General features: G+C 43.8%; 20 protein-coding genes. 16 read left to right on the top strand and 4 right to left on the bottom strand.

Features of this window, described 5'->3' with window-relative positions:
* Positions 1-3 precede the first annotated feature (3 nt).
* Positions 4-1,245, top strand: coding sequence for a tRNA uracil 4-sulfurtransferase ThiI (gene thiI, locus V6669_RS21355; RefSeq protein WP_338595007.1), 1,242 nt, complete (start codon positions 4-6; stop codon positions 1,243-1,245).
* A 121-nt stretch (positions 1,246-1,366) separates the two neighbouring features.
* Here the strand turns inward: thiI and V6669_RS21350 are convergent, their stop codons facing one another.
* On the bottom strand, positions 1,367-2,077 hold the full coding sequence (locus V6669_RS21350) for a TerC family protein (RefSeq protein ID WP_047843768.1): 711 nt from the start codon (positions 2,075-2,077) through the stop codon (positions 1,367-1,369).
* Between the two features lie 87 nt (positions 2,078-2,164).
* Here V6669_RS21350 and V6669_RS21345 point away from each other — a divergent pair, with 87 nt between their 5' ends.
* From V6669_RS21345 to V6669_RS21320, 6 genes are all read left to right on the top strand, one after another.
* A complete protein-coding gene (locus V6669_RS21345) occupies positions 2,165-2,824 on the top strand; it encodes a TerC family protein (protein WP_091028445.1) in 660 nt (219 codons plus the stop codon).
* Between the two features lie 296 nt (positions 2,825-3,120).
* Positions 3,121-3,615, top strand: coding sequence for a hypothetical protein (locus tag V6669_RS21340; protein WP_338587977.1), 495 nt, complete (start codon positions 3,121-3,123; stop codon positions 3,613-3,615).
* 176 nt (positions 3,616-3,791) lie between these two features.
* A complete protein-coding gene (gene typA, locus V6669_RS21335) occupies positions 3,792-5,636 on the top strand; it encodes a translational GTPase TypA (protein WP_091028450.1) in 1,845 nt (614 codons plus the stop codon).
* A gap of 305 nt (positions 5,637-5,941) precedes the next feature.
* Complete coding sequence (locus tag V6669_RS21330) at positions 5,942-6,238, top strand: YlaH-like family protein (RefSeq protein WP_047843765.1); 297 nt, start codon at positions 5,942-5,944, stop codon at positions 6,236-6,238.
* A 91-nt stretch (positions 6,239-6,329) separates the two neighbouring features.
* Entirely contained in the window at positions 6,330-7,391 is a 1,062-nt protein-coding gene (locus tag V6669_RS21325) for an LCP family protein (protein ID WP_036614987.1), read from the top strand.
* 98 nt (positions 7,392-7,489) lie between these two features.
* A complete protein-coding gene (locus V6669_RS21320; protein WP_338587976.1) occupies positions 7,490-7,942 on the top strand; it encodes a pyridoxamine 5'-phosphate oxidase family protein in 453 nt (150 codons plus the stop codon).
* A gap of 7 nt (positions 7,943-7,949) precedes the next feature.
* Here the strand turns inward: V6669_RS21320 and V6669_RS21315 are convergent, their stop codons facing one another.
* Positions 7,950-8,645 (bottom strand): YhcN/YlaJ family sporulation lipoprotein, encoded by a 696-nt coding sequence (locus tag V6669_RS21315; RefSeq protein WP_133385545.1) that lies wholly within the window; start codon positions 8,643-8,645, stop codon positions 7,950-7,952.
* A gap of 152 nt (positions 8,646-8,797) precedes the next feature.
* Between V6669_RS21315 and V6669_RS21310 the strand changes: the two genes are divergently transcribed.
* Both V6669_RS21310 and V6669_RS21305 read left to right on the top strand, forming a co-directional pair.
* Entirely contained in the window at positions 8,798-10,132 is a 1,335-nt protein-coding gene (locus tag V6669_RS21310) for a PhoH family protein (RefSeq protein WP_024628438.1), read from the top strand.
* Between the two features lie 222 nt (positions 10,133-10,354).
* On the top strand, positions 10,355-11,626 hold the full coding sequence (locus V6669_RS21305; RefSeq protein WP_338587975.1) for an extracellular solute-binding protein: 1,272 nt from the start codon (positions 10,355-10,357) through the stop codon (positions 11,624-11,626).
* Positions 11,627-11,628: 2 nt separating this feature from the next.
* On the opposite strand, the gene V6669_RS21300 is transcribed toward V6669_RS21305, so the two are convergent.
* Positions 11,629-12,708, bottom strand: coding sequence for a hypothetical protein (locus tag V6669_RS21300; RefSeq protein WP_338587974.1), 1,080 nt, complete (start codon positions 12,706-12,708; stop codon positions 11,629-11,631).
* A gap of 183 nt (positions 12,709-12,891) precedes the next feature.
* Positions 12,892-13,128, bottom strand: a complete 237-nt coding sequence (locus V6669_RS21295; protein ID WP_017687281.1) for a DUF2626 domain-containing protein — start codon at positions 13,126-13,128, stop codon at positions 12,892-12,894.
* Between the two features lie 314 nt (positions 13,129-13,442).
* Between V6669_RS21295 and V6669_RS21290 the strand changes: the two genes are divergently transcribed.
* The 7 genes from V6669_RS21290 (at position 13,443) to V6669_RS21260 (ending at position 21,266) form a co-directional block, all read left to right on the top strand.
* Positions 13,443-14,093 carry an RsfA family transcriptional regulator gene (locus V6669_RS21290; protein WP_076211575.1) on the top strand — a complete coding sequence of 217 codons (651 nt, stop codon included), beginning with the start codon at positions 13,443-13,445 and terminating at the stop codon, positions 14,091-14,093.
* Positions 14,094-14,243: 150 nt separating this feature from the next.
* A complete protein-coding gene (locus V6669_RS21285; protein WP_338587973.1) occupies positions 14,244-15,203 on the top strand; it encodes a 2-dehydropantoate 2-reductase in 960 nt (319 codons plus the stop codon).
* A complete protein-coding gene (locus tag V6669_RS21280) occupies positions 15,203-15,577 on the top strand; it encodes a DUF3397 domain-containing protein (protein ID WP_047843759.1) in 375 nt (124 codons plus the stop codon). Before V6669_RS21285 ends, V6669_RS21280 begins: the two co-directional genes overlap by 1 nt.
* Before the next feature lie 153 nt (positions 15,578-15,730).
* Positions 15,731-17,428, top strand: coding sequence for a peptide ABC transporter substrate-binding protein (locus V6669_RS21275; protein ID WP_091028467.1), 1,698 nt, complete (start codon positions 15,731-15,733; stop codon positions 17,426-17,428).
* A gap of 189 nt (positions 17,429-17,617) precedes the next feature.
* Positions 17,618-18,550 carry an ABC transporter permease gene (locus V6669_RS21270; protein WP_076211567.1) on the top strand — a complete coding sequence of 311 codons (933 nt, stop codon included), beginning with the start codon at positions 17,618-17,620 and terminating at the stop codon, positions 18,548-18,550.
* 2 nt (positions 18,551-18,552) lie between these two features.
* Positions 18,553-19,479, top strand: a complete 927-nt coding sequence (locus V6669_RS21265; protein WP_083657091.1) for an ABC transporter permease — start codon at positions 18,553-18,555, stop codon at positions 19,477-19,479.
* Between the two features lie 17 nt (positions 19,480-19,496).
* Positions 19,497-21,266, top strand: coding sequence for an ABC transporter ATP-binding protein (locus tag V6669_RS21260; protein ID WP_091028470.1), 1,770 nt, complete (start codon positions 19,497-19,499; stop codon positions 21,264-21,266).
* Positions 21,267-21,272 lie beyond the last annotated feature (6 nt).

Genomic DNA, 21,272 nt, shown 5'->3' with positions numbered 1-21,272 from the left:
GATATGAAATATGATATGCTGCTTCTCCGTTTCGGAGAGTTTATGTTAAAAGGGAAAAATCGTGCCCGATTTGAAAAAACGATCATTACACAGGTGAAAGCTTTGCTTAAACCTTATCCAGGAGCGAGCCTTCGCAAAGAATATGGCCGTGTCTATGTGGATCTTGGCGGTGAATCACATACTGAACTAATTAAGGTGCTGAAGCGGGTATTCGGCGTGATGTCGATTAGTCCGGTTAAAGTTACTCCATCCGAGCTTGATGAGATTGTGAAAACAGCAGTCGCATTTATGGACGAAAGGGAGGACGAATTCAAGGAAGGCACCACATTCAAGGTGAATGTAAGGCGGGTATGGAAGGAGTTTCCGAACTCTTCCCATGAAATGAACCATCTGGTTGGTTCCCCGATCCTTCGAAAGTTCCAGCAATTGAGTGTTGATGTTCGCGAGCCTGATATTGAGCTACGAGTGGAAATTCGAGATCAGGGCACCTATATTTTCAACGAAACCATTCCGGCAGTAGGTGGGTTTCCGCTGGGCACGAATGGAAAAGCGATGGTACTGCTATCAGGTGGAATAGACAGCCCGGTTGCAGCCTGGTCTTCCATGCGCCGTGGACTTGAAGTGGAATGTGTACATTTTTACAGTTACCCGTTCACAAGCCAGCGTGCCAAAGAGAAAGTCATTGATTTGGCACGTGCCCTTGCTGATCATGCAGGAACAATCAAGTTGCATCTGGTTCCATTTACAGAGATTCAAACAGCATTTACCCAACTGGGTCAGGACAATCTGATTATTACGCTGATGCGACGTTCAATGCTGCGAATTGCATCCAAACTTGCCGAGCGTGAGCGGGCAATCGCACTGATCACCGGGGATAGCTTGGGCCAAGTAGCGAGTCAGACTCTTCCGAGTATGAATGTCATTGGTCGTGCGACGGATCTGCCACTTTTGCGACCACTGGTTATGATGGATAAACAGGAGATCATTACCCTGTCAAAACAGATCGGAACGTATGACATATCTATTTTGCCATATGAGGATTGCTGTACTCTCTTTGTGCCAAAGTCACCTTCAACCAATCCAAATCTTCGAATTGTTGATAAAATTGAATCAACAATGAGCCATCTCTCAGAATGGGTGGATCAAGCAGTGGAACAAACTGAAACGATCACATTACACGCTGGTGAAACTTCTGTGGTAACGAATCAGACAGGCGACAATGGCATGAAGGATGACTGGTTCTAAACTCAATAAAATTTAGCATGGCTGACATAATAAGGGCTATGTTAACTGCAAAAAAGGACTGTCCGATGAAATATCGTTCAGTCCTTTGCTGTATTCAGATAAAATTTTAGTTTAAATTAGCCTACGAATAGGAGCGCTGCTGTTCCCCGCCAGATCCCTTGTGGCTGGAACTGCTGGAGCGTTTGCGATAACCTGCAAAGACTACGCCTGCAATAACCACAACGATGAAGAGAATGCGCAATGCCGGATGTTCAGTAAAGTAAGGCAAGAGTCGCTGTTCCTCAGTGATCATATTGGAAGCCGTATACCCGAGAACGATGGCTCCGACATAGATGATCCAAGGAAAGTGATTAATTAGCTTGATAAACAGGGTACTGCCCCAGACGATAATAGGTACACTAATCAGGAGTCCAAGGATGACAAGCACGAGATGCTGCTGCGCTGCTCCAGCAACTGCAATCACGTTATCGAGTCCCATGGCTGCATCCGCGATCACGATGGTACGAATAGCGGTCCACAAGGAAGTTCCCGCCTGGACATCATTGTGTTCATCTCCCTGATCCGCCAATAATTTATAGGCAATCCAGATCAGAAGTATGCCTCCCACAAGCAAGAGCCACGGAACTTTAAGCAACCATAAAACAACAACTGTTGCTAAAATTCGAATCAAAAGTGCGCCGCCAGTTCCATATAGAATCGCCTTTTTCTGCACGGAAGGGTGCAAATTTCGAGCTGCGAGACCAATGACGATGGCATTATCCCCAGCCAGAATTAGATCAATAAAGACAACGTTCAGCAAAGCCAGCCAGAATGTGGGACTAAATAGCTCCATGAGATATGTCACTCCTTATATACGGTTCAATCATTAAGAATAGCATGGACAACTCTGACATACAAGTTAATGTGGGGGGATGAGGACATGGATACACTATGGCTGTTAACTGAAATTTTAATGATCAATCTGGTATTGAGTGGAGATAATGCGGTTGTTATTGCGCTTGCCAGCAAGGATCTGCCACCAGTACAACGCAAAAAAGCGGTATGGTGGGGAGCTTTTGGTGCGGTACTGCTGCGTTGTGTATTAACCTTTGTAGCGGTATTATTGCTGGGAATTCCCTTTATCCAAGCGGCAGGTGGGCTGTTGTTACTCTGGATTGCAGTAAAGCTGCTGCTTCAAAATGAGGATGAGGTACATATTCGAGAAGCTTCTACGACCTGGAAAGCTATTCAAACCATTCTGATTGCGGATTTTGTAATGAGTCTGGATAACGTTTTGGCCATAGCGGCTTTGGCAGATGGAGATTTGGCTTTGATTGTCATCGGTATTGCAATCAGTATCCCCATTGTTGTATGGGGGAGCGGGTTAATTGTTGGTTTGTTGAAGCGATTTCCGATTCTTGTATTCGCTGGCTCAGGCATCCTAGCCTTCACAGCAGGTGAGATGGTGATGAAAGACCCCAAGTTAGGAGAATGGCTGGGAGGTATGGCATCAGAGGTGCATACGCTGTTACCCGCAGCAATGGCTTGTCTTGTGGTTGCGATTGGAGGCGCACATAAATTTGTGCGGAAGAACGCATAGTTTAATTTTGGATAAAAGCTTGAACATATGACCGTCTGAACCGTCCGGTTTAGGCGGTTTTGTGTTGAGAGAATACGCTTGTGAATACAACAACCATTGGGCTAGTCATAAGTTGCACATTTTAGGGTAATAAAGGTAAAGGACGCACGCAAAGTGCGACATAAAGTATAGTTTTTTGCCGAAACATCGGATACACTAGAAGCAGGATTACAGGTTTAAAATCAACAGTCAGCATGAAATGCGTATCGTTTATGAGGAAATAAAGTACATAGCCATAGTATAAGAGGTGATTGCAGATGAGGATGAGAAATGAAAAAGCGATTGGACTATTTATTGCAGCTGCGGGAATTATTATTCTGCTTGGCAAGTTTGGCGTGTTTGGATTTATAGGTCGCAATTTCTGGCCTTTGCTGATCCTGCTGCCAGGAATCGCCCTTCATGCGTTATATTATGCGCGCATTTTACCATCGTGGTCCCTTGTCCCTGCCGGCATACTAACGGTGTATGGTGTTTTATTCAGTATAACGAATACATGGGGCGCTGGACTTATGAGCAGGCTGTGGCCAGCATTCTTGCTTGGGTTCGCCATAGGGTTACTCGAATATGGAATGGCTGAACGGCGAAGACCGGAATATGTGTTACCTGCAGCTTTGATCCTTGGTGCGGTGTCCATCATATTATTCGGATTTACCTTGCTGCAAACGGGAATAATCTATGTACTTGCTGTCCTTTTGATCTTGGCCGGAGTCTGGTTATTGCTTGGGCGAGGACGTCAAGGGAGAGGCTGGTAACATTCCCATTGGTCTTTTCGTGCGAAATATCTTGATTTTTACCTATAATAAACTATAATATAAGGGATATAGACATGCGTCGGGATATCACCGACGCTTATTTTGTGAGTAACCTGCGAAATTGCGGGAAGTTTAGTAGATAAGAATTGAAATTGGAAAGGATATGGATACAAACCATGCATTCAAGAGAACACATTCGCAATATTGCGATTATTGCCCACGTCGACCACGGGAAAACTACGCTCGTCGACAAGTTGCTCCAGCAATCCGGTACTTTCCGTGATCACGAAACGGTACAGGAGCGCGCAATGGACTCCAACGATTTGGAGCGTGAACGCGGTATTACGATTTTGGCCAAAAACACGGCTATAACTTATAAAGATTATCTGATCAACATTGTGGATACACCAGGACACGCCGACTTCGGTGGTGAAGTGGAACGTATCATGAAAATGGTTGACGGCGTATTGCTCGTTGTTGATGCATATGAAGGCTGTATGCCACAAACGAAGTTTGTACTTCGTAAAGCTCTAGAGCACAACCTGACACCAATCGTTGTTGTTAACAAAATTGACCGTCCAGCGGCTCGCCCGACTGAGGTTATTGATGAAGTATTGGACCTGTTCATTGAACTGGGTGCCAACGATCAACAACTTGAATTCCCTGTTGTATATGCTTCCGCATTGAACGGAACATCCAGCATGGATAATGATCCTGCAAAACAGGATGACAACATGATGGCGATTTACAATACCATCGTTAGTCATATCCCACACCCTACCGAAAATGTTGAAGAACCACTTCAATTCCTCGTTACTTTGATGGACTACAATGAATACCTTGGCCGTATTGCCATTGGTCGTGTTAACCGCGGTGTGATCCGTCAAGGACAATCGGTAACGGTTATTATGCGTGATGGTAAGAGCAAAACTGCACGTATCGAGAAACTGTTCGGTTTCCAAGGTCTCAAACGTATTGAGACGGAAGAAGCAGGAGCAGGCGACATCGTTGCCATTGCAGGAATCAAGGACATCAACATTGGTGAAACCATTGCCGACCCTAACAATCCAGAAGCACTTCCAGTTTTGAAAATTGATGAGCCTACACTGCAAATGACGTTCCTCGTGAACAACAGTCCATTCGCAGGTCGTGAAGGTAAATGGGTAACTTCCCGTAAACTTCGTGAGCGTTTGTTAAAAGAATTGGAAACAGACGTTTCCCTTCGTGTTGACGAAACGGATAGCCCGGATGCATTTGTCGTTTCCGGACGTGGTGAGCTTCACTTGGGTATCCTGATTGAGAATATGCGTCGTGAAGGATATGAATTGCAAGTATCCAAACCAGAAGTTATCGTTAAAGAAGTTGACGGTAAGAAAATGGAACCTCTCGAGCGCTTGTTGATTGATATCCCTGAAGAGAGCATGGGTTCCGTAATGGAGAGCCTGGGCGCACGTAAAGCAGAGATGGTTAACATGGTTAACACAGGTAGTGGTCAAGTTCGTCTGGAGTTCCTGATTCCAGCACGTGGTTTGATCGGATATAGCACAAACTTCCTGACATTGACTCGTGGTTACGGTGTAATGAACCATGCATTTGACAGCTACGCTCCAGTAGTATCCGGTCAAGTGGGTGGACGTCACCAAGGCGTGCTGATCTCAACTGAGACTGGTACATCTACGTTCTATGGCATGATGGGCGTTGAAGATCGCGGTACGCTCTTCTTGGAGCCAGGTACTGAAATCTACGAAGGTATGATTGTTGGTGAACATACACGTGACAATGATATCGTTGTTAACATCTGCAAAGAAAAACAACTGACTAACGTTCGTTCTTCCGGTAAAGATGATACGGTTAAAATTAAAACTCCAATTATCTTCTCGTTGGAACAAGCGCTTGAATATCTGAATGAAGATGAATATTGTGAGATTACACCAAAATCTATTCGTCTTCGTAAGAAGATCCTGAATAAATCCGAGCGTGAGCGTGCAGAAAAACAACGCAAAATGGCTTCTAAAGCTTAATAACAACAAAATAATATATATAAGTTAACGTTTGATGGAACACATATGCACCATCGGCGTTAATTACAACCCACTAAAGTAGTGGAGGATACGGAATCGATTCTGTAGGAGCGAAGCGTTCGCCTTTATCCCCGGATTTTACCATTGAAAAATGGATCAAAAAAATCTGGGGATAACAGCGACCAAAAGAACGATCCGAATCCGAAACGGTCACATTGCAGAGCTTTGTAATTAATGTTGTTGGTGTTTTTCCATCAACCAGTTAACTTATATCCTAGCATGAACACGAAAGGAGCTGGCTGTGCATGCAAGCATGGTTCGCATCAAACCCGATCGTAGCCTACATCGTCATCTTTGTATTGATTACTTACGTATATAACAAGGTGTTTCGGGTACGTCAGAAATTGCCACTTGGTAAGGAAATCGTTCTCTATATTTTGATGGCGATGGGCACATTCATGCTTCTTATTTTTCAGATCGACAAGCTGCCCATCATTCAATGTTTGTTGGTCGCGGTTGGTTTGATGTTGTTAGTGAGAGTGCGTTATTTTATTGAAGGTCGTCAAAAGAAAAAAGCGGAAGCTGCCGCTCGAAACTCATAAATCCTGTCTTGTACAGACCAATCCGTTTTCCTTAGGGAAAGCGGTTGTCTTTTATTTAGACAAAAACAGATGTGATAAAGGTGTTGAAGATATGAACTCAAATTCGAACGGACTGCCTCCACGGAGACAGGCACCAACGCAATCCGGTGCTTCTGGATCGAAGAATGGCAAGGGCAAGCAGCCTAAGAAGAAAAAGAGAATGAATGCTTTTGGCAGAATCCTTTTAAGTCTATTGGTTATTGCCATTGTGGTAGGTGGTGGATATGCGTACTGGGTATACAATCAAGTCGTGGATACAGGCATCGATAAACCGGTACCTCCCGGGATGTCAGCCACAACCAAACCGATCACGATGCTGTTATTAGGCACAGATAACCGTCCTGAAACTGGCACATATCTCTCGGATGTTGTTATGGTGGCTTCGTTGAATCCGGAGACCAAGACGGCAACCATTGTATCTTTGCCTCGAGACACGCGTATTCAATTGGATGGGTACAAATCCAACAAGCTGAATTCCTATTATCCAAGATTCAAAGCACAAGAAAAAACTACTGGCAAAAATGCAGAGGATCAGATGAAAGAAATGATGGGCAAGTATTTGGATGTAGATATTAATTATACAACCGTTCTGAATTTCCAGGCATTCCGTGATGCTGTCAATGCCGTGGGTGGCGTGGATGTGACTGTGGATAAAAATATGTGTTATAGAGATACAGCCGATGGTACAGATATCAATCTGGTCGCAGGCGCACAACATCTCGATGGTAAAGCAGCACTAGATTTTGTTCGTTACCGCAAATCCAATTGTAATCCAAAGACTGATGAATCCAATGACTTTGATCGTAACAAACGTCAAAACCAAGTGCTGAACTCCATGCTGGATCAGATGAAATCTCTTGGGGGCATTACAAAGATCAGCAAGGTGATTGGTGCAGTTGACAAGAATATGACGACAGATGTGGAATCGGAACAAATGAAAAACTTTATCTCGACGTATTGGAACATTTCCACTTCGGATGTACATTATACTCCGGTTACCGGAGAGTGGAGAAGTCCATATGTGTATATTAATGAGACGGAACTCGCCAATGCCAAGCAGGCTTTACAAGATACACTTTCAGGTAAAGTAACGGCTTCACCTTCAGGCGAATAACCTTCATTCTTTTGGGATTGGAAGCACGTTAATCGGTATGCTATAATAACATAAACCAAGTACAAGAATTGCATAAAGAAGGTTAGGGGGCTGGTTGAATGTCCGAAGCCGTCACACAATTAACTGAATCTCTTTTACAGCAATTCAAGAATGAGACCTTTGTGCTTCTGAGCACAGTGGATGTAGAATCCGGAGGTCCGACTTCAACAGCCATCTCCTGGATTTATGCGGAGAATGCTTCTACTTTTCGTGTAGCAATTGATCATCGTTCACGTTTAGTGAATAACATGATTACTAATCCGCTCATTACGGTTACTGTCTTTGGAGAAGAGATGGTGTACGCAGTGAACGGACGTGCTGTGGTACGACAAGATCCGCTGCAGGATGTTCCATTTAATATGTGCTGTTTCGACATCACAATTGAAGCGGTGAGGAATGCTCTGTTTTACGGCGCTCAATTGTCCTCTGTGCCTCAATATGTCAAAATATATGATCAGCGTGCTGCTGAGAAATTAGATGAGCAGGTTTTTGCTGCAATGAAAAAAGCCTAGTGAGAGATCACTGGGCTTTTTGTTGTCTTTTGTCAGATGAATGCAGCTGCTGCATTTGTTGTTTTTGATTCACGTTTTCATCCGGATTTTGACGGACTTTGACGTCTTTCGGGAGTTGAGGGATAATTCGTCCCACCATGTCAGCAAGTTCTGAAGCAAAACCGGAGATTGGGTGCCCTTGACGAATATGTTCACCGATTTCTTTAATTCGTTCGGTGACATCTGCATCTGCAGTAACGATGGAATCTACACCTTCGGGGTCTTTGCGAAGTGCTTCGGCAACTGCGTACTTAATGGTACCAACCCGAGCACGTTCCAGTTCACCATCAACATCGATGCCAACTACGGCTGTATTACCGAGTATGACGCAGTTCGCATCTTCAACACCTTCCACTTGCTTGGCAAGGGCTTTAAGGTGATTGATTCGTTTTTCATTTGGCATCCGGCCACTCTGTGCATCATCCGCAATGTTGGTATCATGGACTTCACCTGTATTCTCATTGAGGCGGTCCAAACGTGAAGGATTCATCCGATCTTCCTGTGCATTGAGCATGTGAGATCCTTTCCCTTGATCTTGCTGAGTTGTTACATTTCCTCCGTAACCTTTCGCATGTGTACCTTGATTCGGCGAAGCGCTGCGTGTGGAACTGTTGCAACCTGTAAGTATAAAGATCAGAAGCAGCGTGCAAACCCATATTTTCATAAATGTTCATCCTTTCTTGGAGTTTTTCAGAATGGTTGACAATTATTTTGCCCTAGTCGAATACATTTATGTATGGGATCATGATTGTCCATGCCGCTGCTGAAAGATCACACTATTCATGCCTTTAACGACGCCGCTTTGGAGGGGATTGAATGAAAAAGATTTTTGTATTGGATACCAACGTGCTTCTGCATGACCCCAATGCCATATTTGCCTTTGAGGAACATGAGGTAATCATTCCCGCGGTTGTACTGGAGGAGATCGACTCCAAAAAAAGAAATGCCGATGAAATTGGGCGTAATGCCCGTAATGTATCCAGACTGTTAGACGGATTACGTGAGCTGGGTCACTTGCACAGTGGGGTACCTTTGGCTAATGGAGGTAACCTGAAAGTAGAGCTGAATCATCGGAGTTTCGTGAAAGTTCAGGAAATGTTTGGTGAAGTGTCCAACGATAATCGCATTTTGGCTGTCGCACTGAATTATCAGATTGAGGAGAATGAAAAGGAAGTAGTCGAACGTCAGGTCGTGCTTGTCAGTAAAGATGTACTTGTGCGTATCAAAGCGGATGTACTTGGTCTGTTCACACAGGATTACTTATCAGATCGGACGGCAGGACTCAGTGAGTTATATCCAGGTTATACGGCCCTAAAAGTTCATCCGTCAGTGATTGATGAGTTTTACACATATCGTTTTTTACCAATCAAACCGTTACAATTGTCTTATTCGTTGTATCCGAATGAATTTGTCATTCTCAAGGATGAGATGGGAACCAATAAATCGGCTTTGCTTAAAGTGAACACAGAGGGAACCAAGCTGGAGCCGCTTTTCCTCAGTAATGACAATGTCTGGGGCATTAGCGCACGTAACGCACAACAACGCATGGCACTGGAACTGCTTTTGAATGATGACATCCCGCTTGTTACCATCACCGGTAAAGCTGGAACAGGGAAAACCTTGCTGGCACTTGCAGCAGGTCTGCTTAAGGTAGAGGATGATCATAAGTACAAAAAACTGCTGATCGCTCGCCCTGTTGTTCCCATGGGGAAAGATATCGGTTACTTGCCTGGTGAGAAGGAAGAAAAACTTCGTCCATGGATGCAGCCGATTTATGATAATCTGGAGTTTTTGTTTGACACCAAAAAAGCCGGAGATATCGATAAAATTCTAATGGGGCTTGGCAGTATTCAGGTGGAGGCTTTAACGTATATTCGTGGAAGATCGATACCTGGACAGTTTATCATAATTGATGAAGCCCAGAATCTCTCCCGCCATGAAGTGAAGACCATTGTATCAAGGGTCGGTGAAGGCAGTAAGATTATTTTGATGGGAGACCCTGAGCAGATAGACCATCCGTATCTTGATTCTGCCAGTAACGGCCTGACGTATATCGTGGAACGGTTCAAGCAAGAGGGAATCAGCGGACACATCATGCTCGAAAAAGGAGAACGGTCCAAGCTGGCACAGCTTGCAGCTGATTTATTGTAAAATTAAGGGGGATTTATTTCCCGGAAAATGTTGTTATTGAAGCCGGCTCCTGGAGCCGGCTTTTTGCTGAAAAAATAAGTAAGCGTTATTACACAGAACTCGATATGCTCGTATTATGCAAAAATCCGAAAAAGTGTTTTTCGGCAGGGTAGGACAAGAGTACTACTTATTTGTTACAATAATTGCTGCAGGAAAAAACTAGGTGAACAGGGAGGGAAGTTAATGAAGCGTAGACATCAGGTTGTTTTGTTCGCGGTATTGCTGCTTTCGTTAACGATCTTGTCACCGAGTTTTGACTTTAGAGGTTCACAGCTCAATCAGGAACGCGACCAGGAGAAGGATACCTTTCCGGGTTCGTTGTCCCGTAATGAAGATGCTCAAGCTCCGCTGGAGATTGTAGTGGCCATGTCGGATGTTGAGTTCCAAGCCTTTCAAAAAATAGCTAAAGAAGTTGCTGCTTCCCAGCTGGTAGAGATTAATCTTCGGAATGAGAAGCCGGATACATATAAGCATGTTTTGGATCTTGAATTTTCACTAGGGGAGAATGGTGATGTTGTTCTGCTTGATAGTGAGGAAGTGCAATACTATGCCCAAAAAGGGTACCTGTATCCGTTAAACGGAACAACATTGTCGAAGTCGCTAGGAGATACGGTAGTTGGGTTACGGGGAATGACAGAGTGGAATGGTTATCAATGGGGGATGCCTTTTGATTTTGATCCGTACATTCTGGCTGCACAATCTTCATTTCTGAAAAGATCTGGTCTGGAGTCATTACCTCACAATAAAGATCAGTGGGTCAGACTTACTCAACAAGCCATTGCGGAAGGCATCCCTTTAATTACAATGAACATCAATGATATGTACGGGACAAATGCGTGGCTGAATCATTTGGAACCAAGGATGGCGCTAGATCAAGTTAGTCAAACGCAAATAGATTCGCAAACAAGAGATCTTCAGCAGGGGATTCAGTTGATGAATCAGATTCAGCCCCTTATTAGGCTCAAGTCTACCAATCCAGGGTTTTCTCCAACTGCTGACCAGAACGACACACCGATGGTTGTATCATTGTTATCTCAATTATTAAGTGCAGATCAAGAGAGTGCAGTTGATGAAGATTCTTTGGAGCGGTTTTCTTTCGAAACCTTGGAAACTGTAAACTCCAGAAGCCTCGTTATTACTGCGGGTTCGGTTGAGGCTGAGGAGGCCAGTAGATGGATTGAAGGAATGACGTCCGCTACGACACAGCTGAAATGGTACCAACAGGTTAACCGGTTGCCCGCAAAGCAACAGGAGCTGGATTTGGAGTCTGAGAAACTCGTTGGACGTTATGATATGACAAAGGGACAATCCTGGTTCTCAACCACCCAAGATGTCCCCGCTGCAACGACCGAAAGTCATGCTCTAATAACTCGTTTTCATAAAAAAGTACAACAATTCTTAAAGGGAGAAATTACAGCGAATCAATACGTAGACAGTATTAGAACGGCGAACTAACTTTAAAAGGATATAGCTAGTTTTACTTCCAGTATGCCTTCACTTGTTGAAACATCGGTTGCTTTGACAAACGACAGGATTTTCTGTGGATAGAACCCAAGGTCAAATTCTCTTTCCAGCATTCGGCGAGTAGTGTCTGGTAATTCAAGCTGGTTGAATACAAGTTTGTCCACATGAAAACGAATGGAGTTTTGAGGTTCATTTTCTACCGTATAATGTCCTTCAATGCTTAATTGCAATTGATCCCGCTGACCGGAAGCTATAATCTTATCCTGATTAAACTGAAAGGCAAAATCTTCAAAGATTGAATTTTGGGAACGCAGAAATGCATTAAGCTCATCCTGCCCAATTCGAATCGTATACGTTGTTCCAGTCGTGGATATACCTCCGTTTTGTTTTTGGATAAAATCGGGCAGGTTCTGCATGGCAGATGCCAATGCTTTGAAATATCGTTTCACCTCATAGATGCCGATATTCTCCCAATAAAGGGTTAATTCATCCATCAGTTTCTGAATCGCTGCCGCATCTCCGCTGGTGGCTATTTGGGCATCCACTTCTTTTTGCAAGGTGACTACACGTTCCCGCTGGTTTTGAAGATTAGTCTTCATTTCGGTTAATTCTGTTGTAGTCTGACGAATCTGAGTGGAAGTCTGTTGCAGGGTGTGATAACGGTCCTGATACTTGTCCAGCACAGCCTGATCCCGTCCGATAATAATCTGGTAATAATCATACAGTACAAACAAGTCTTTGAACGACCTGGCTCCCAGGACCGTCATGAGGAGGCTGTCGCGTTCTCCTGTGTAGTAGGACCTCACGACAGCTCCGGCCCGATCTTGCTGAATATGTATCTGCTCTTCCTGTTCCTGAAGCTGGACGGATAATGTCTCGTATTGTTGAGCCAGCTGTTTCTGCCTTTCGGCGATCCGTTCGATTTCGTGATCGATTTCAACGATGGATAGACTTTTTTGCAATATCTCACGTGTATCCTCAGGTGAAGACTCTCCATAGGCATGGGCTAAAGGTAGCTGGAGGAATAAAATGATGCATAATATAAAGGCGGCAATGCCGTATTGACGATTCACCGATCCATTCTCCTTTCCGCTTCTTAAATGACAATCGTACAGGCTTGTTGTCTTCCAGACAATATATGAAACAAATACGTGAAATATCCTTAGTGGTTACATAACACCATGAACATTCATTAATCTGAACACAACAAAAAAGCAACCCGACAGTTATCGGATCACTTTGATGCTGCAGGTGGATTAGAGCGGCAACCCCATTTCGAATACGGTCCAGTAGCTGAACCCCGTGAATGTTACGATCATATAACCCCAGAAGAGCAATATGTACGTTCGCTCGGTAAATTTCAAGTATCCCAAAATGACAAAAAACGCAGTCTGCAGGAAAAAAAGCAAAGCCATTTCGACCAGATCTCCCGCAAAAGCCATCAGGCCAATTGCAAGCGTGAAGAACCCGAGTACCCGAAACATGCGTGCCACGGTAAATCCTCCTCTCCTAAGTACGTTCATAGATTGTCTACACAACATTATACCGGGAAAGGAAAAACGTGTAAACAAATTTGGATATGAAAGCGAATTCTTTTTTTACTCAAAGTAAGTATATAGGGATATGTTTTACGTATGTCACGTATGAGCAAGCCTGAATGTGGAAATACATTTTAGTATGAAATCAATTCTATGAACTCTATGAGAGGCATAAGAATGAATGAAGCAGCTTTTATACCTAATTCACATACCGGGCTTCCGGTAATGCGGACGGTTATTTTAGGATGTTGTTAGGAGGGTATTATAGCATGACTGCAGTGAGACAGGATGCTTGGAGTACAGAGGACGATTTGATATTGGCTGAGGTTACTTTGCGTCATATTCGGGAAGGCAGTACACAATTGGCCGCTTTTGAAGAGGTGGGCGAAAAAATAGGCAGAACATCTGCCGCATGCGGTTTTCGCTGGAACAGTTGTGTACGTAAAAAGTATGATTCTGCCATCAGTAACGCCAAGGCACAACGACAAAAACGAAGTTATCTCAGAAAGCAGCCAGCTATGCTCGGACCGCAGGTTGCAGCATTGTCTACACTGGACACTGAAGAACATCTGTACAAATCAGATGGGATCTCAGACGATTCATTATCGATGGATGCAGTAATCCGCTTCCTGCGGCAATGGAAGGGAACAGTGCAGGAGAGTAATCGTCAACTCAAGATGCTGGAGAAGGAGCTTCGCGAGAAAGAAGATGAATTGCTTGAACTACGTCTTGAGAATGACCGTCTCTCCAAGGAAGTGAATGAAGTACAGACGGATTACCGTGTGGTGAATGACGACTACAAAGCTTTGATTCAGATTATGGATCGGGCTCGCAGACTCGCATTTTTGTCCGAAGAAGAAGAGGAACTTAAGACACGTTTCAAGATGGATGCCAACGGGAATCTGGAACGAATTGAATAACAAGTTCAGACGTTTGATTTGTGAAAGTCAGGTATGAACCCGCCACACCTCCGTTACACAACGGCAGGTATGACGGGTTTTTAGTTTGGTGTTTTTGTTCTATTATAGATAATAGAAGAGCAACTACTGAAGCGGAGAGGAGTGCATCATATGATCATTGACATCGTAGGAGCGGGGGCACTGGGTCTTTTATATGGCGGGAGACTGCTGGCGTCAGGTAACCAGGTCAGATTTTGGACGAGAACAACAGCTCAGGCTGACCTCCTCCGCCATAATGGAGTAACCATTGTGGAACAAGACGAAGAGATACACATTTTACCGGATCAAATACAGGCGAAACCAATAAGTGAGCTGACTGACACATGGATGAACACACCAGGAGAATGGTTACTGCTCATGGTTAAGCAGACAAGCATTGATGATTTCATTCATGAGATTAGTCCGTTACAAGATCATGTGCTGAATATCGCTTGTTTTCAGAATGGGATGGGCCATCTGGCAAAACTTCAGGCAGCTTTGCCAAAGTCGCTTTTGTGTAGTGCGGTTACAACAGAAGGTGCGAAGCGTACACAAAGTCAGGTAACTCGTGCAGGTACAGGTGAAACCAGGCTGGGGAGGTACAACATACATATAGTAGCTTCTACCTCTATAGAGGAGGAGAGAACATTTACTCTGTCGGGATCGTTGCAGCAGGCAGGATTTGACTGTACAGTGTCGAATGAAATCGATAAGCTGATATACAGGAAACTATTGATTAATTCAGTCATTAACCCGCTTACGGCACTATGGCGAATCCCTAATGGAGAATTGATCGTCAAGGAAGAACGAAAGAGGCTAATGCGCCAGTTATATGATGAAGTATTGTTAATCTACTCTGCAAGTGGAATATGTTTGGATCAGGATATGTGGGATCAACTGATATCGGTCTGTCGTTCTACTGCCACGAATACTTCCTCTATGCTTGCAGATGTTCTCGCTGGACGTGGTACAGAAGTGAGGTCAATTAACGGTCATGTTGTAAAGATGGCACAGAAGTTGGACCTTGTTGCACCTACACATGAAATACTGCTTCATCTGATTGAAGGAATGCAACCGGAAGGAGTGAATTAATGGGACTTTTTATTGTGTTGAGCATATTGCCCTTTTTTCCGTTCTTTCTTGTCTATTGGGGCATGTACGTATGGAAAAAAGACAAACGGAACGCCATGCGGATGGCAATGGATGTCACCACTTTTTTTCTTGTTTTTTCAGTATCGGCGTTATTCAACTTAACATTTGATTCGAATTTTGGTTTTTATCTGACACTATTACTCATACTACTAGCACTTGGATTCATCGGAGGTGCGCAAAATCGACTAAAGGGGAAGGTCGATGGGGGGAGAATGTTCCGGGCCGTATGGCGCATGGCCTTCATCATTATGAGTTTCGGGTATGTTTTGTTTACTTTATTTGGATTATTTAGATACTTCATGAAACAGATGTGAGGTTACATAACGCAAAAGAGGCAAAAAATGTGTCGATTTTGTCGAAAACTGAAAAAAACATTACTTTCTGAAAAAGTAATGTAGATTTTTTTGACCGGTGGTTGTATAATCTATAAACATATAAACCATATCAATTTAGGGGGAACGTGTTAGATGAAAAGGAAAAGTCTATTAGTCCTTTTGACGCTGATTTTGGCGTTCGGTACCGTACTTGCAGCGTGCGGATCGAAAAACGAAGGCACAGGTAACACCGATACTGGTTCTGCAAGCGAAGGAAATGGTCTTGCAAAAGATCAAATTCTGAAAATCAACCTGTCAGCTGAACCTCCTACGTTGGACCCGGCTCAAGCAAAAGACAGCCAAACCAACACAGTTCTGAAATTCTTGTATGAAGGTCTTGTACGCATCGATGCTGATGGTAAAGAACAAGCGGGCGTAGCTAAAGACTGGACAATCTCCGAAGATGGTTTGAAATATGTTTTCAACCTGAACCCGGATGCTAAATGGAGCAACGGTGATGCAATCACTGCCGAAGACTTTGTTCGTTCTTGGGAACGTGCTTTGAAACCGGAAACAGCTTCTCCATATGCATACCAATTGTACTACATCAAAGGCGCTGAAGGTTACAACCTCAGCAAAGATGAAACATACAAAGGTACTAAAGTCACAGATTTCTCACAAGTAGGCGTTAAAGCTACTGATGAGCACACATTGGAAGTAACTTTGGAAAACCCAACACCTTACTTCTTGGGTCTGACAGCATTCTACACGTACTACCCAGTACATGCATCTGCTGACACAAATGACAAATTCTTCACAGACTACAAAAACATGATCGTTAACGGACCATTTGTAATGGATCAATACTCCAAAGGTCAAAAAATTGTTGTGAAGAAAAACGATGGTTACCATGCAGCTGCCGATATTAAATTGGCTGAAATCGATATGTCTCTGACGAACAGCAGTGCTTCCGAACTGCAAGCTTACAAATCAGGACAATTGGACTACACTGGTGCACCTAACGGTGAAATTCCATCCGACCAAATTCCTTCTGTAAAAGCGGAATTGCCGGACGAGTTCAAAGCTACTGGTATTGCAAGTACGTACTACTATCAGTTCAACGTAAACGAAGCACCATTTAACAACGTTAAAATCCGTAAAGCATTTGCAATGGCAATTCAACGTCAGCTGATTGTTGACAAAGTTACACAAGGTGGACAAATTCCAGCATTCGGCTTTGTACCTCCAGGTATCCGTGGTGAAAACGGCGAATTCCGTGATGAGCACAAAGACGATTACTTCACAGAAAATGTGGAAGAAGCTAAAGCATTGCTTGCTGAAGGTATGAAAGAAGAAGGTTACACAACATTGCCAGCTGTTACGTTGATCTACAACACTAGTGATGGTCACGCGAAAATCGCTTTGGCGGTTGCTGACATGTGGAAACAAAATCTTGGTGTTGATGTGAAAACAGAAAACCAAGAGTGGGGCGTATTCCTTGAGAACCGTCAAAATCAAAACTTCCAAGTAGCTCGTGCAGGTTGGTCTGCTGACTACAACGATCCATACAACTTCTTGGAAATGTGGACTACTGGAAACACAAACAATGATTCCAAATTCAGCAACGAACAGTATGACAAAGATGTTAAAGACACTGTAAAATCTGCTGATCCAGCTGCACGTATGGCTGCATTTGCTGACGCTGAGAAAATCCTGATTCAAGATGAAATGGGCGTTATGCCAATCTATTACTACACTAACGTATCTTTGACCAAGCCTTACCTGAAAGGCGTACAACTTGATTTCAGTGGAGCTATTGACTTCACGCGTGCATATCTGGAAGAGAAATAAGTTGTTCTGAAGTCTAATATGAATACTTCGGGATATATATGTGGAATTCCATATATATCCCGATTTTTTGTATGTGCACCGATTTTCCTTATAATTCTTGAAATTTCCGATAAATGGATTGGACTTTATTTCTGTCTAATTCTACAATCGATTTGTATACAAAATATTGTTTGTGGAGGTGTGCAAGGGTTGGTTAAGTATGTGTTGAAAAAACTATTATTTATGCTGCTATCGCTTTTCATACTCGCATCTGCAACCTTCTTCCTGATGAAGGCTATTCCGGGTGACCCTTTTACATCCGAGAAAAAAGTATCTCCTGAAATTCGGGTTTTGCTGGAACAGAAGTATGGATTGGACAAACCGATGTATGAACAATACCTGAAGTATATGGGTGGAATCCTTAAGGGCGATTTCGGAGTCTCAATGAAATATCTCAATCGAGATGTAGCCGGAATGATCGGCGAAACATTCACCGCTTCGCTGAAGCTTGGAGTGTTTGCAATTGTTATCTCCATTATCGTGGGTGTTTTGCTGGGGCTTATTGCTGCAGTTTACCATCGTAAACTCATTGATGATATCACGATGATCCTCGCTGTCATAGGTATAGCTGTTCCGAGCTTCTTGCTTGCGTCACTATTGCAGTATCTCTTTGCTACTAAATTAGGCTGGTTTAACGTTATGGGCTTTGATGGTCCATTGGATTACGTTCTTCCGGTTGCAGCGCTATCTGCATCTCCGATTGCTTTTATCGCTCGTTTGACGCGTTCGAGCATGCTTGAAGTCTTACATGCAGATTATATCAAAACAGCTAAAGCCAAAGGTCTGAAATGGCCTGCAATTATGTTTAAACACGTTGTAAGAAACGGTATTCTACCGGTAGTAACTTATGTTGGTCCAATGACAGCGAATATCATCACAGGTTCCGTTGTAATTGAACAGATCTTTAACATCGGGGGAATTGGTAAAGTATTCGTAGAGAGTATCACAAACCGTGATTACACTATGATCATGGGGATTACAATTTTCTATGGTATCCTCCTGATGTTGGCTCGTTTCTTTACGGATATCGCTTACGTGCTGATTGATCCTAGAATTAAGCTGGAAAGCCGGAAGGGGGCATAACGTTGTCTGGCACGAATAATAAAAAGAATGAAACGGCGAACACGAACCTGACTAGTCAGGCAGCGGTAAAACCGCAAGAAAGTGTATCCCTTTTTAAAGATGCCATGTACAGACTTGCAACCAATAAGGCTGCTATGATAAGTCTGGGTGTATTGGTTCTTGTCGTGATTTTCTCTTTGATTGGTCCAACTTCTTTGTTCACAAGTTATAATTATTATTCCAATGATTTGTTGAATGCCAATGCAGCGCCGAGTGCGGAGCACTGGTTCGGTACGGACGAGCTTGGTCGTGACGTGTGGGTAAGAACTTGGGTAGGAGCACGTGTATCCCTTACTGTAGGTTTGGCCGCAGCCTTGATTGACCTTGTTATCGGGGTTATTTATGGAGCGATCATGGGTTTCTACGGTGGACGTGTAGATGGAATTATGAACAAGTTTTCCGAAATCCTCTACTCCTTGCCGTACATGCTTGTTGTAATTTTGTTGCTGGTTGTACTGGAACCAAGTCTGACAACGATTATCATTGCCCTCACCATCACAGGCTGGATCAGCATGTCATGGATTGTGCGTGGTGAGATTATGCAACTCAAAAACAGAGACTTTATTCTTGCTGCAAGGTCCATGGGAGCAAGCACAGGGCGTCAATTGTTCCGTCATTTGCTGCCCAATGCAATAGGACCGATTCTTGTAACATTGACATTGTCTATTCCAAATGCAATCTTTGCCGAAGCGTTCCTGAGCTTCCTTGGATTGGGTGTATCTGCACCAAGATCTTCACTTGGTTCTATGATCAATGATGCACTTACAGGCTGGACGCTATTCCCGTGGCGGATGTGGTTCCCAGCAGGTCTGATGGTTCTTACAATGCTTGCATTTAACTTGCTCGGAGACGGTCTGCGTGACGCACTCGATCCGAAATTACGTAAATAGAAACAGGAGGTGGGATTATGGAGCCGATTTTAACAGTCAAAGACCTGAGTGTGTCGTTCTCAACACGTTCTGGTGAATTTGATGCCGTTAAACATGTGAGTTTTGAACTTGGCAAAGGAGAGACGCTGGGGATCGTAGGTGAATCGGGTAGTGGTAAGAGTGTTACCGCCCAAACCATCATGAAATTGATTCCCTCCCCGCCTTCGAAGGTCAAAAGCGGAGAAATTACTTTTCACGGGCAAGACCTGCTGAATAAGACAGACAAACAAATGGAAGCGATTCGTGGTAAAGATATCGGTATGATCTTCCAAGATCCAATGACTTCATTGAATCCTACCATTAAAATTGGTAAACAAATTACTGAAGTATTGCGCAAGCATCAGAACATGTCCAAACAAGCGGCGAATAAAGCGGCTTTGGAGATGCTGGAACTTGTAGGTATTAAAAATGCGGCTATTCGCATGAATCATTATCCTCACCAATTCTCTGGTGGTATGCGTCAGCGTGCCATGATTGCAATAGCGCTTGCATGTCGTCCATCCCTTCTGATTGCGGATGAGCCGACAACTGCACTTGACGTTACAATTCAGGCTCAAATTCTGGATGTCATGAAAGACATGCAGCAAAAGCTGGGAACATCGATCATGCTGATTACGCATGACCTTGGTGTCGTAGCGGGTATGTGTGACCGTGTTGTTGTTATGAAGGAAGGCGAAGTTGTTGAAACAGGAACAACTGCTGAAATCTTTAGTAACCCTCAACATCCATACACCATTAAATTGCTGAATGCTTTGCCTCGTCTGGACGAGCCCAAAAAGGAAAAACCAGCTCCGGCTGGTATTATCAAAGGCAGCAATAAGCCTCTGGTACAAGTGAAAAACTTGAAACAGTACTTTAATTTGGGTAAAGGTAACATTCTCAAAGCGGTCAATGACGTAAGCTTTGATATCTTTGAAGGTGAAACACTTGGCGTTGTAGGCGAGTCTGGCTGTGGTAAATCCACAACAGGTCGTACCATTCTGCGTCTTTATGAGCCAACTGGCGGAAATGTTAACTTCAACGGAACGGATATCTACAAGTTGTCCCCGCGTAAAATGAAAGAAATGCGTAAAGATATGCAGATGATCTTCCAAGATCCATATGCATCTCTTAACCCGCGTTTCAATGTTATGGATATTATCGGGGAGTCCCTCGATATTCATGGTCTGGCTTCCAGCTCTAAAGAGCGTAAGAGACGAGTGGAGGAACTGCTTGATCTGGTAGGTTTGAATCCAAGTCATGCTCTTCGTTATCCACATGAATTCTCCGGTGGTCAAAGACAACGGATCGGGATTGCGCGTGCACTCGCTGTAGACCCTAAATTCATCATCTGTGATGAGCCATTGTCTGCACTGGATGTATCCATTCAGGCACAGGTCGTTAAATTGCTTGAAGAACTTCAGCAACGTCTCGGCTTGACTTACCTGTTTATCGCGCATGACTTGTCGATGGTTAAACATATCAGTGACCGTGTCGCTGTAATGTACATGGGTAAAGTGGTTGAGCTCGCAGAAAGTGAAGAACTATATGCGAACCCTATCCACCCTTATACCAAAACATTGCTCTCAGCAATCCCTGTACCTGATCCGGAAGTGGAAGCGAACAAACGTCGCATCTTGTTGCCGGAAGAGCATATGAGCCCGATTCAGAATGGATCTGGTGGTCCTGCAAATGACCCGTACAACCTGGAAAATGCTCAATTGATTGAGGTTTCCAAAGGTCACTGGGTTGCAGAACCTTACGTATAATAGGAA

The organism is Paenibacillus sp. Y5S-9, assembly GCF_036894235.1.
GTDB lineage: Bacteria > Bacillota > Bacilli > Paenibacillales > Paenibacillaceae > Paenibacillus.
This window is presented reverse-complemented; position numbering and strand designations above follow the sequence as displayed.